Genomic DNA, 12,255 nt, shown 5'->3' on the forward strand with positions numbered 1-12,255 from the left:
GTTGAGGTAGGCGTGCCAGTGCGACGCGCCGCGCAGCACGGTGGTCGCGTCGGTCGGCGCGGTGGTCACCGGCGCGGTCTCGATGTAGTCGAGGAAGGGCGGGCTGAACCGGCCGAGCAGCAGCAGCGGCACCAGCCACCACGCGGTCGCCGCGCCGACCGCCAGCCCCCAGCCGACCAGCGCCCTGACCCGCAGCCGGAACGGGTGCAGGCCGACCAGCCAGAGCGCGGCCAGCGGTACGACGGCCAGCACGGCGGTGGCGTTGACCCCACCGGCGCACGCCACCACCAGCGCGGACCGGGTGACCGCCCGGCGCAGCGGCACCCCGTCGGCCAGCCCGACCAGCGGGACGAGCACCCACGGCGCGAGCGCGCTGGGCCACGCCTCCACCGAGATCGGCCCCAGTTCGGTGAGCAGTCGGGGGGAGAGCGCGAACGCGACCCCGGCGACCAGCCGGGCCCACGGGTTGCCGACGTGCAGCCGCTCGGCGAGCCGGACCACGCCGGTGCAGGCCACCGTCAGCAGCAGCGCCCACCAGAGCCGCTGCACCACCCAGGCCGGTACGGCGAGCAGCTTGCCGAGGAGGAAGAACGGACCCATCGGCCAGAGGTAGCCGTACGCCTGATTCTGCAACTGTCCGAAGGTGCCGTCCGGGTCCCAGACGTGCAGGGCCCGGGTCAGCCATCCGGCCGGATCGATCGCGAGGTCGACCTTGGTGTCGATGACGATCAGGCCGGGGTCCTGGAGGAAGGCCAGCGCGGACAAAGCCAGGCAGACCGCGACCAAGCGCACACGCCACACCGTTGTCGATGTGTCGTCCGGCCCCTCGACCGGCCCCGGGCGGCCCGGCGACTGCTGCATCTCGGCTCCGATCGGGCATTGCGGCTTACGTGACGCAGCCCATAGTGTGACGCGACCGCGAAGACTACTCGGCAGTAGGAGTGAGTGTTGAACGCACCGGCTGCCGCCACCCGGCACGTACTGTTCCTCAACTGGCGGGACACCCGGAACCCGGAGGGCGGCGGGTCGGAGGTCTACGTCGAGCGGATCGCCGGGGAACTCGTCCGGCGCGGCCACCAGGCCACCCTGCTCTGCGCCACCCACACCGAAGGCCCCGCCGAGGAGACCACCACCGACGGCGTACGGGTGCTGCGGCGGGGCGGCCGGCACACCGTCTACCTGCGCGCCGCCCTGGTCTATCTGGCCGGCGCCCTCGGCCTCGGCGCCCTGAGCCGCCGGCACGGCGGCCGACCCGACCTGATCGTCGACGTCGGCAACGGCCTGCCCTTCCTCTCCGCCCTCTACGCCCGCCGGCCGGTCATCGCGCTGGTGCACCACGTGCACCGCGAGCAGTGGCCGGTGGTGCTCGGCCGCTGGCTGGCCCGGTTCGGCTGGTGGGTCGAGTCCTGGCTGGCCCCCCGCGTCTACCGCCGCTGCCAGTACGTCACCGTCTCCGCCGCCACCCGCGACGAGCTGGCCACCCTCGGCATCGACCCGGCCCGGGTCGCCATCGTGCACAACGGCACCCCGGACATGACCGTCGGCCCGGTGCCCCGCTCACCGGAGCCGTCGCTGGTGGTGCTCGGCCGGCTGGTCCCGCACAAGCAGGTCGAGGTGGCCTTGCAGGTCATCGCCGCGCTCTCCGGCGAGCTGCCCGGGTTGACCCTGACCGTGGCCGGGCAGGGCTGGTGGGAGCCGCAGCTCCGGCAGTTCGCCGCCGACCTGGGGGTCACCGACCGGGTCCGGTTCACCGGCTTCGTCGCCGACGCCGACAAGCGGGAACTGCTCGCCTCGGCCTGGGTGGCGCTCACCCCGTCACTCAAGGAGGGCTGGGGGCTGACCATCGTGGAGGCCGGCGCGGTCGGCACCCCGACGGTGGCGTTCCGGGGCGCCGGCGGCGTCGAGGAGGCGCTGGTCGACGGCGAGACCGGCCTGCTCGCCGAGGACCTCGACGACTTCGTGGCGAAGGTGCGGCTGCTGCTCACCGACGACGCCCACCGCGCCACCATCGGCGCGGCGGCGCGGGCGCACGCCGCCCGGTTCACCTGGCCGGTCTCGGGAGAAAAGTTCGCGGCCCTCGTCACGAGGGCCGCGAACGCTCCGGCGGCGTCGCCGGCGAAGCAGATGGAGCAGTCCTACTTGGTGCCGTAGACCAGAGGCTGGTTGGCACCGCCGTTCCCGCCGCCCGACTCGGTGCGGGCGGCCTGCTCGGCCTTCGCCGCCTCGGACGCCGACGTACCGGCCAGCGAGGTGGCCAGCGCCACCGTGCCGAAGGTGCCCAGGGCGATCGCGGCTACCGCGACCAGAACCAACGAGAGAGCACTGCGCATGGTGCTGTTTTCCTCCTCGTGAGCTGCGTGCGCGGGACGTTACCACCAAGTAGGCAGCACCGGGAGGGCCGCGAGGGCGGTCAATACCGGCCGGTCCGGCTGCCGGTTCACCGCCCCGCCGGGACGTCCCCGCCGGTCACCGGGTTCTCGTACAGGGTCAGCTCCGGACCGGCGTACACCTCACGCAGCCCGGCCAGCACCGCCGGGTCGACCCGCCGGTCCCCGACCATCCGCTGCACCACCACCCAGCGCACCCCGGTCGCGGTGACCGGTCCACCGGCGGCCAGCACCCGGCCGACCGCCGCCGCCCGCGGATTCTCCCCGCGCACCTCGGTACCGCCCACCCAGAGGGTGTCGTCCACCAGCACATCCGCGTCGACATAGCGGGGCAGCGGGTCCAGCACCGTCCGGCCGGCGTTCCACGGGTAGGCCCGGTAGGCGCCGAACGGCAGCGACAGCACCTCCCCGGGTCGGCCGTCGAGCCGCCGGGCCACCGCGTCCCAGTCCGCCGGGTAGGCCACCGGGCGCAGCCGGCCCGCCCCGCCGTACGCCAGGTCCGGCAGCACCACCACCGGCAGCAGCAGCGCGCCGACGAGCAACGCGCCGGCACCGGCGACCGCACCCCGGGCCGCGACCCGGTCGGCCAGCCGTTCCACGCCGAGCGCGACGGCCAACGCCAGCAGCAGGGCGTACGGGACGAGGAACTTCTGCCCGTCCCGCAGCACCCCCGCCCCCGGCACCGACGCCACCGTCCACTCCAGCGCGGCCCGGGTGCCGGGCAGCACGCCGAGCAGCGCGGCGAGGAAACCGGCGGCAGCCAGCCCGGCGAGCCGGGCCGCCACCCCGGCCGGCCAGCGGCGGCGCAGCACCCGGAAGCCGGGCACCGCCAGCGCCAGCAGCAGCACGGTGGCGAGCGGGGCCAGCGGCGACGACCGGCTCACCGGAGTGGTCTGCCCGTTCCAGATCCCCCCGGTGCCGGCCAGCGCGCCGAGCACCCCGCTCCAGTTCTCCGCCCGCGCCGCGAAGGCGGCCACCCCGTCCGGGTCGGTCCGGGCGTCCGCCGTGGTGAACCCGGCCGCCGCCAGCCAGGGCAGGTTCAGCAGCAGCATCGCGCCGACGGCCAGCGCGGTGGTCCGGGCGGCACCTCGTCGGGGCACCAGGACGGCGACCGTGGCCAGCGCGATCAGGCCACCGGTCGGGGTGACCACGGCGGGCAACACGGCCAGCACCAGCCGGCGCAGGCCCCGCCGCTCGGATACCCGGATCGCGGCGTCGACCAGCCAGGGCAGGGCACCGTACGCCAGCAGCAGCCCCCAGTGCCCGATCAGCAGCCGCTCGGCCAGGTACGGCGTCCAGGCGTAGCCGACGGCGGCGACCGCCCGGACGGCCGGCCGGTGGGCGGGCACCAGCCGGCCGGCGCCGATCGCGGCCAGCAGCAGCACCGCGGCGAGCACCACCCGTTGCAGCGCCCAGCCCGGCACCGCCTGGCTGGCCAGCGAGACCAGCGCGTCCAGCGGCACCGCCCGGGGCAGCGAATCGACCGGGGCGACCAGTTCGGCCCGCCACGGCTGTCGGGGCACGAAGACCATGTCGTAGCTGAGCACATAGCCGGGCGCGGCCAGCGGGGCCAGCACCAGCGCGGTGACGGCCAGCCCGGTGACGACGAGGATCGCCCTCTCCCGCAGGGTTGACCTCCTCACTAGGCTGACCCGGCGAACGGGCGCCGGCGTGGCGACACTGTACTTGCGCCCGCTGAGGCCCGGCCTAGCCGGCGACACGGGGCGGTCATGGGGACAGAGTCGGAGGACGGGCGGGGCCGGGCGGCCGGGATCGGCGCCGCCGGGGTGGCCGTCACCCTGGCCGGGGTCTTCGTCAACGGGCTGGCCTACGTGGTGCCGGTCCTCGGGGCCCGGCAGCTCGCCCCGGCGGAGCTGAGCGCGCTGGCCACCCTGCTGGCGCTGGGCGCGATCGGGGGCGTCGCCAGCACCGGCCTGCAGATCGCGGTGGCCGTGCACCGGGCCCGGCACGGTCGGGCCGCCACCGCCCGCCCCACCCTGCTGACCGTGCTGGTGACCGCCGCCCTGCTGGCCGTGGTGCTGCCGGTCGCCGCCGTCGGGCTGCGGCTGGCCGGCCCGGCGGTGCTGCTGCTCGGCGTGCTGACGGTGGCCGTGGTGGCCGCCGGTCGGTGGCTGGGGGAACTCCAGGGCGACCAGCGGTTCCTGCGGCTGGCCGGGGGGATGGCGCTGCTCGCCGCCGGCCGCTACGGCGGCATGATCGCCGGGCTGGCCCTGGGCGGTGGGCTGACCGGCGCGCTGCTGGCCGGCGCGGTCACCTCGGTGCTGGTGCTGGCGTTGCTGGTCCGGCTCGACCGGGGCGCCGGCGTCGACCCGGTCGCCCCCACCCTGGCGACCCGGACGGTGCTCACCGCGAGCGGGGCGACCCTGGCCATGCTCGTCGTCTCGTACGCGGACCTGCTGCTGGCCCGACGTTTCCTCCCGCCCGACGCCTCCGGCACGTACGCGGTCGGCACGGTGCTCACCAAGGGGGCGCTGTGGGCGCCGCAGGTGGTGACCGTGATCGCGCTGCCCCGGCTGGCCCGGGGCGACCGGGGGACGCTGCGAGTGGCGCTGGCCCTTGTGGGCGCGGCGGGCGTGGCGCTGGTGCTCGCCTCGGCGCTCGCCGGTGAGCTGGCCTTCGGCCTGGCCGGTGGGCCCGAGTACACCCGGCACGGCGGCTACGCCCCGCTCTTCGCCGCCACCGGCGCCCTGTACGCGCTGGTCTTCGTGCTGGTCAACGCCCGGGTGGCGGCCTCCACCCGGTGGCCGTCGGCACCATTGTGGATCTCCACGGTCGGCTTCGTGGTGGCGACGGCCACGGTCGTGCCGCACACCGTCGCCGGGATCGCCGGTGCCGCGCTGGTGACGGCGGCGGTCACCGCGGTCGGCACCGGGGTGCTGACCATTCGCCGCAAAGCGGATGCCCCATCCACTTCCACCCATCCGACCGCTACCGCCACCACGGTCGGTCATGGCACCCTGCGGAGCGGGTGACCAGTAGACGGGGGTTTCTGGTGGCGGTGGCCGACACGGGCCGGGCGGCGGTCGGCGCACCCCGACCAGCCCGCTGGCTGCTCGTCGCATGGGTGATCTGTCTGCTGGCCGCCGTACCCGCCGGGGCGCCCCGGGTGGCGGCGCCGGCCGGCGGCGGGATGACCGCGGCCCGGCTCACCGCGCTCTTCGACGACTACGGCGACACCTCGGGCCGGTGGAACGGGGCGGACCGGACGGCATCGGTACGGCTGCCCGACGGCCGGCTGCTCTGGCTCTTCTCCGACACCTTCCTCGGCCCGGTCAACCCGGACGGCTCCCGGCCCCGCACCGCGCCCTTCGTCAACAACTCGGCGGTCGTGCAGCAGGCCGACCAGCTCGGCGAGACCGTGCACGGCGGCACCGCCGAGGACCCACGTGCCCTGGTACCGGCGGCGACGGCCGGCGAGTTCCACTGGGTCGGCGACGCCACGGTCGCCGGCGACACCCTCCAGGTGCTGGTCAACCGCTACCGCCGCACCGGTGCCAGCCCGCTGGACCACGCGCTGCTCGGCACCGCGTTGGCCACCTTCGCGCTGCCCGCACTCACCCCCACCGGCCTCCGGCCGCTGCCACTGGACGCCCGGGTCTCCTGGGGCTCCGCGCTGCTGCGCGACGGCGGCCACACCTACGTGTACGGCACCGAATCGGCCGGCGAGGCGCGGTTCGCCCACCTGGCCCGGGTACCCGGCGACGACCTCACCGGCCGGTGGGAGTTCTGGACCGGCGCCGGCTGGTCCACCGACGACCGCGCCTCCACCCGGGTGCTCAGCGGCGTCGGCACCTCGTACGGGGTGCAGCGCGTCGACGGGCGGTACGTGCTGGTCACCCAGGAGTCCAACCTGGTGTTCAGCGCCGACCTGGTGGCCTACTCGGCCGACGCCCCCACCGGCCCGTTCACCGGGCCGGACTACCTGCGTCGGGCCCCGGAGACCGATGCCGGCCACCTGGTCTACGACGCCGACCTGCACCCGGACCTGGCCCGCCCCGGCAAGCTGCTGGTCTCCTACAACGTCAACGACGTCGACGACGCGGTCACCTACGCCGACGCGGGCGTCTACCGGCCGCGCTTCGTGGAGGTGGACTGGCCGCGCCGCCGCCCGGACCGGGCGGACCTGCCCCCCGTCCCGTCGGCGCTGACCGCCCGGCCGGGTGCCGCCGGCACCGCCGAACTGGACTGGCCGCCGGTACGCGCCGACGACGAGCTGCGCTACCAGGTGCACCGGCGGGACGTCTCCGCCGGCCAGACCCACTTCGTCCGGATCGGCGAGCCGGCCAGCGAGCCCCGCTTCTCGGCCGACTTCCTGGTCAACGGGCACGACTACGAGTTCCGGGTGACCACGGTGGGTCGGCGCGGCGAGAGCGGGCCGTCGCCGGTGGCCCGGATGACCGCGACGGTGCCGCCCCCACCGCCGCCGGGTGGCCTGCGGGCGGTGCCGGGCCGGGCCGGGGACGTCGGCCTGCACTGGGCACCGGTCCCCTTCGTGCAGCTCTACCGGGTGCAGCAGCGGGACCTGAGCACCGGGGAACGGACCACGGTGGGCACCTTCACCGGCACCCGGGCCACCGTCGAACTCCTCCGGCACGCCCGGACGTACGAGTTCACCGTGGTCGCGGTGGGCGGTGGCGGGGACAGCCCGCCCTCGGTGCCGGTCCGGGCGACGGCGGTGGTCACGCCGCCGGCCGCGCCCGCCGGGCTGGTCGCCGCCGCGCAGTCGGACGGCACCGTCCGGCTGACCTGGCGGACCCTGGGCCGAGGGGTCTCCTACCGGGTGTACCGGCGCGACCTCACCACCGGCGCCCCGGTGCACCCGCCGGCGGTGGAGGCCGGGGCCGGCCACCTCGCCCGCCACCTGGAACACGGCCACGAGTACGAGTTCACGGTCAGCGCGGTGAACGGCGGCGGGGAGGGTGCCCGGTCCACGCCGGTGCGGGCCCGGGCCCGGTTCACCGCACCCGCCACCGCACCGCGCGACCTGCGCGCCGAGGCCGAGGCCGAGGCCGGCAGCGTCGAGCTGACCTGGCGGTCGTCGGTGCCCGGGGGCTGGCACCGGGTGTACCGGCGGGACGTCACCGCCGGGGAAACCGACCTCACCGAGGACCCGATCCCCACCCAGGGCACCCGCGCCGTCGTTGCCGGGCTGCGCAACGGGCACGAGTACGAGTTCAGGGTCGCCGCGATGAACCAGGCCGGCGCGGGACCGCCCAGCGAGCCGGTCCGGGCCACCCCACGACTGCCCACCCCGACCGGGCTCACCGCGTCAGCCGCCGGCACCGGCGAGGCCCGACTGAGCTGGCGGTCGGCCGGGCCGGGGCTCGCCTACCGGGTGCAGTTGCGCGACGTCACGGCCGGCGAGGGTTGGCGGACCGATCCGTACCCGGTACGGGACACCCGGCACACGGCGGTGCTGCTGACCGGGGGCCACGACTACCAGTTCCGGGTGGTCGCGACGGACGGGACGGACGACGGGACACCGACCGCGCCGGTCGGCGTCCGGGTCCGGTGAGCCGGGTCAGTGGCCCTCGGCGAGCCAGCTCTCGAACAGGTGGTGGTCGATGGCGTCGACCCGGCCCAGCGGCAGCCCGGCATCCCGGCGCTGCCGCAGCTCGGCCCGGGTGAACCAGCGCGCCTCCAGCAACTCCACCCCGTCGACCCGGATCTCCTCGGTGGCGGCGGTGGCCCGGAAGCCGACCATCAGCCCGGCCGGGAACGGCCACGCCTGCGAGCCCTGGTAGCGGACCGCGCCGACGGTCACCCCGGCCTCCTCGGCCATCTCCCGGCGGACGGCGTCCTCCAGGCTCTCGCCCACCTCCACGAAGCCGGCCAGCAGCGAGTACCCGCCCTCGTCCGCCCCGGCGTGCCGGGCCAGCAGGCAGCGGTCCGGGGCCGACTCGACCAGCACGATGATCGCCGGCTCGATCCGGGGGAAGTGCAGGCGTCCGCACCCCGGCCCGGTGCAGGCCCGTACGTGCCCGCCGTCGCGGGGGGTGGTGGCCGCCCCACAGCTACCGCAGTGCCGGTGCGAGCGGTGCCACTGCAACATGCCCCGGGCGTACGCCTGCGTCGCCGCCTCGGCCGCGTCGAGCGTGCCGACCAGGGCCCGGACGTCCACCGCGGCGGTAGCGCCGGCCAGCCGTACCGCGTCCGCCTCGGGGTGCGCGGAGAGGTCGGCGGCGAAGAGCGCGGTGGGGCCGTCCAGGCCGAGCAGCACCGGCCCGTCGGCGGCGGCGAGCAGCTCTGTCGCGGCGGCGACGGTCAGCCGTACCGGGGACCGGTCGGCCGCGACGAGGCAGCGGTCCCGCCACAGCGGCAGCACCCGGCTCGCCGGCGTGGCGAGCTGTGCCGTGACCCACTCCGGATCGCTGCGGGACGCACCCGCCCGGTCGATCCGTCCGCCCCCGTACGCCAGTCGTAGATCGCTCACCCGGACACCCTGCCACGAACCTCCACACGCCGGGTGACCGGGCGCGACACGCGGCGCCGAGGATGGCCGGACGCACGCTGTCGGCCGTCCGCCGGGTTGGCTACCGTAGGTGTCCCTGGGGGCCCGCAACCCCCAAGTGGTACGTCCGATCGAGGTGGCTGTGACCCTGTACGGCGACAAACAGGTCTCCGACGACCGCCCCACGGTGCAGGTCACCGCGGTGAGCTGGCCGGGTGAAGACGAGCCCGCACCGGCCGGCCGGGCCGGCGGCCCGGGTCCCGGCGGCGGCCCGTGGTGGCGACGTGGGCGGGTGCTGCTCGCCGGTGGGGTCACCACCGCCGTGCTGGCCGGCGTGGTCGGCGCGGGTGCCTGGGCGTACGCCGGGGACGTCCCGCGCGGCACCAGCGTGCTCGGCACGGAGCTGGGTGGCCGTAGTCGGGCCGACGCCGCGAAGGAGCTGCGGGCCGAGTTGGAGAAGCGGGCCGCCACCCTGAACGCCCCGCTGAGCGTGGTGGTGGGCGAGAACCGAGCGGAGATCGCCCCCGCCGACGTCGGCCTGGCGGTGGACGTGGACGCGACCGTGACCGCCGCCGCCGGGGCGCAGGCGCACCCGGTGGACCGGCTGTTCGGCTCCCGCGCGGTCCAACCGGTGGTGACCGTCGACGCCGCCAGGCTGGACGCGGCGCTGCGCAAGATCCTCGGCAAGCAGGGCCGGGACATGACCATGCCGGCGATCATCTTCACCGGCACCACCCCGAAGCCGGTGTACCCGAAGCCGAGCCTGTCGCTGGACCCGGAACGGTCGGCGCAGGCGGTCCGCCAGGGGTGGCTGGCCGGGCAGCCGGTGACCGTACCGGTGGTGGAGAAGAACCCGGCCACCACCCGCGAGGAGGTGGACCGGCTGGTCACCGAGCTGGCGAAGCCGGCCGTCGCCGCTCCGGTCACGGTGACCTCCGACAAGGGGTCGGTCAGCGTCCCACCGGCGGCGATCGCCCGCGCGCTGCGGTTCTCCGCCGACGACGAGGGGAAGCTGACCCCGCGGATCGACGTCAAGCGGCTCCGCTCGGCCCTCGGTACCAAGCTCGCCGCGATCGAGGTGACGCCGAAGGACGCCGGCCTGACCATCTCGGGCGGCAAGCCGAAGGTGGTGCCGGGCCGGGCCGGTCAGCAGCTCGACTCGGCGGCGCTGGGCCGGGACCTGCTGGCGGTGCTGCCGAAGGCGGACGGTCGGACGGTCACCGGTCAGCTCAAGGCCGCCGAGCCGGAGCTGACCGAGGCGAAGCTGGCCGAACTGGGCATCAGGGAGCGGGTGTCCACCTTCACCACGAGGTTCCCCGGCGGCCTCTCCTCGCCGCGCAGCCAGAACATCATCCAGGCGGCGAAGGACGTGGACGGCACCATCGTCAAGCCGGGCGAGACGTTCTCGCTGAACGCGCACACCGGCGAGCGCGGCTACGACCAGGGTTACCAGGACGCCCCGGTGATCGTGGGCGGCAAGCTGGTCCCCGGGGTGGGTGGCGGCGTCTCCCAGTTCACCACGACGCTCTTCAACGCCTCCTACTACGCCGGTCTGGAGGACGTCGAGCACAAGCCGCACTCGTTCTACTTCAGTCGCTACCCGGCGGTCATCGAGTCGACGATCTTCTGGCCGGACCTGGACTTCAAGTTCCGCAACAACACCCCGCACGGGGTGCTGATCGACACCTCGTACACCTCGAACACGATCACCGTGTCGATGTGGAGCACGAAGACCTACGACAGCGTGAAGACCGAGTACGGCCCGCGCCGCAACATCACCACGCCGAAGACGGTCCACCTGGAGCCCGGCCCCAAGTGCATCTCGGCCGCCGGCAGCAACGGCTTCAGCCAGGACGCCTTCCGGGTCATCAAGAAGGACGGCAAGGTCGTCAAGCGGGAGAAGTTCAGCTGGACCTACGACCCCGAGCCCAACTTCGTCTGCGGCCCCAAACCCTCCTGACCGTAGGCACGAACAAGCCCCGCCGGCTGGTCGCCGGCGGGGCTCCGTGCTTCTGGGGTACGACCGCAGTCAGCGCAACCGAACGGTGAGCACGGGAGCCTCACTGAGCCGGCAACGCGTCGCTTCGATGACGCACGTGTATTCGAAAGTCAGCGCCGCCGCTTCCGGGCCAGCACCGCCGTTGCGGGGGTGCGATGTCAGGGTCGGGCCTCGGCGAGCCCTTGGCGGACGCCCTCGGCGTCGCGGTCGGTGCCGTAGACGGGGGTGTCGGGCTGCTGCCGCCAGCTCTCGTCGAGGGTGCCCGCGTCGACCGGGTCGAACCCGAGCGCGTCGACGAGCCGCATCACCACCTGCTTGGCGTCGGCGTCGTCGCCGGCCACCGGCAGCGCGATCCGGTCGTCGGCGCCGGCCGGCCGGCCGTTGCCCATCAGGTGCGCGGCCTGGATGTTGTTGAAGGTCTTCACCACCCGGGCGCCCTTGAGGTGGTCCGCGGTCCAGCGGCTGGAGCTGAGGCTGCGGTCCAGCAGTTCGGCGATGTCCCCGTCACGCTGGGGGTAGTAGTTGTCGGCGTCGACGACGAGCTTCCCGTCGAAGAGCTGGGCCGGCAGTGCGGGCACCGCGAGCAGCGGGACCGCCAGGACGACCAGTTCGGCGTCCTGGACGGCCTGCGCCACGTCGCCGGCCGTGGCGCCGGTCTCCTGGGCCAGGTCGGTGAGGCTCTGCGGGCCCCGCGAGTTGGCGACCGTCACGTCGTGGCCGAGCGCCCGCAGCCGCCGGGTGAGGGTGCCGCCGATGTGTCCCGAACCGATGATTCCGATCTTCATGCCCACTCCTGCCTCCGCCGGTCCAGACGGTCAGTTCCGGTCGCACGGTCAGCAGGTACCCCGACCGGTCCGCCCCGAGCTCCGGACGCGGCGTACACCACGTCACGTATCGCGCCGCGAGGGCGGGGGAGCCGCCGGGGGCGGTCCCGCACCGACGGTACCGAGGCAGCGCCGGCCGTTCGGGGCGATTCACCGAACGGCCCGTGCCGGTGTGTTCCTCACGGGTTGTGGTCCGTGGTCCTCCGGGTTGTGGTTCGTGGTTTTCCGGTGGTGGTCCTGCGGGTGTGATGGTGTCCGGTCCCGTGGGTGGTGGAAATGCAGTAGGCCCACCCCTTGTCAGGGGTGGGCCTACTGGAATGTTTGTCCGGCGGTGTCCTACTCTCCCACACCCTCCCGAGTGCAGTACCATCGGCGCTGGAGGGCTTAGCTTCCGGGTTCGGAATGTTACCGGGCGTTTCCCCTCCGCCATGACCGCCGTAACTCTATCGACATATCAAACAACCACCACCGCGGAATACTAACCCGCTGGTGTCGTTGTTCGTTTGTCGGGAGTTGCACAGTGGACGCGTAGCAGCCTTGTTGTCAAGTCCTCGGCCTATTAGTACCGGTCAA

The 12,255-nt window shown here is 74.5% G+C and carries 8 protein-coding genes, 1 rRNA gene and 1 pseudogene; 4 read left to right on the top strand and 6 right to left on the bottom strand.

The genetic code is table 11. The annotated features are described in order from the left end of the window. Positions 1-873, bottom strand: an 873-nt coding sequence (locus ACIQG9_RS29640) for an alpha-(1->3)-arabinofuranosyltransferase family protein (RefSeq protein ID WP_400408535.1), incomplete at its 3' end; no start/stop codon positions are given. 75 nt (positions 874-948) lie between these two features. Here ACIQG9_RS29640 and ACIQG9_RS29645 point away from each other — a divergent pair. Then, a complete protein-coding gene (locus tag ACIQG9_RS29645; RefSeq protein WP_400408523.1) occupies positions 949-2,151 on the top strand; it encodes a glycosyltransferase family 4 protein in 1,203 nt (400 codons plus the stop codon). Here ACIQG9_RS29645 and ACIQG9_RS29650 read toward each other — a convergent pair. Both ACIQG9_RS29650 and ACIQG9_RS29655 read right to left on the bottom strand, forming a co-directional pair. Further along, positions 2,136-2,330, bottom strand: a complete 195-nt coding sequence (locus tag ACIQG9_RS29650) for a hypothetical protein (RefSeq protein WP_400408525.1) — start codon at positions 2,328-2,330, stop codon at positions 2,136-2,138. The two genes, ACIQG9_RS29645 and ACIQG9_RS29650, sit on opposite strands and share 16 nt — an antisense overlap. A gap of 140 nt (positions 2,331-2,470) precedes the next feature. Then, a pseudogene (locus ACIQG9_RS29655) lies at positions 2,471-4,030 on the bottom strand (hypothetical protein); the annotation flags it as partial. Positions 4,031-4,117: 87 nt separating this feature from the next. Here ACIQG9_RS29655 and ACIQG9_RS29660 point away from each other — a divergent pair. Both ACIQG9_RS29660 and ACIQG9_RS29665 read left to right on the top strand, forming a co-directional pair. Then, positions 4,118-5,380, top strand: coding sequence for a polysaccharide biosynthesis protein (locus tag ACIQG9_RS29660; RefSeq protein WP_400408527.1), 1,263 nt, complete (start codon positions 4,118-4,120; stop codon positions 5,378-5,380). Continuing rightward, positions 5,377-7,923, top strand: coding sequence for a fibronectin type III domain-containing protein (locus ACIQG9_RS29665; RefSeq protein WP_400408528.1), 2,547 nt, complete (start codon positions 5,377-5,379; stop codon positions 7,921-7,923). Before ACIQG9_RS29660 ends, ACIQG9_RS29665 begins: the two co-directional genes overlap by 4 nt. A gap of 6 nt (positions 7,924-7,929) precedes the next feature. Here ACIQG9_RS29665 and nudC read toward each other — a convergent pair whose 3' ends face one another. Beyond that, positions 7,930-8,841, bottom strand: a complete 912-nt coding sequence (nudC, locus tag ACIQG9_RS29670; RefSeq protein ID WP_400408530.1) for an NAD(+) diphosphatase — start codon at positions 8,839-8,841, stop codon at positions 7,930-7,932. A gap of 154 nt (positions 8,842-8,995) precedes the next feature. Here nudC and ACIQG9_RS29675 point away from each other — a divergent pair, with 154 nt between their 5' ends. Beyond that, positions 8,996-10,819 (top strand): VanW family protein, encoded by a 1,824-nt coding sequence (locus ACIQG9_RS29675; protein ID WP_400408532.1) that lies wholly within the window; start codon positions 8,996-8,998, stop codon positions 10,817-10,819. 197 nt (positions 10,820-11,016) lie between these two features. Here ACIQG9_RS29675 and ACIQG9_RS29680 read toward each other — a convergent pair whose 3' ends face one another. Both ACIQG9_RS29680 and rrf read right to left on the bottom strand, forming a co-directional pair. Continuing rightward, positions 11,017-11,643: an NADPH-dependent F420 reductase gene (locus ACIQG9_RS29680; RefSeq protein ID WP_400408534.1), complete on the bottom strand. Its 627-nt coding sequence runs from the start codon at positions 11,641-11,643 to the stop codon at positions 11,017-11,019. Positions 11,644-12,005: 362 nt separating this feature from the next. Beyond that, positions 12,006-12,122: ribosomal RNA gene (gene rrf, locus ACIQG9_RS29685) — 5S ribosomal RNA — on the bottom strand. Between the last annotated feature and the right edge of the window lie 133 nt (positions 12,123-12,255).

It is taken from the genome of Micromonospora sp. NPDC092111 (assembly GCF_044755745.1).
GTDB lineage: Bacteria > Actinomycetota > Actinomycetes > Mycobacteriales > Micromonosporaceae > Micromonospora.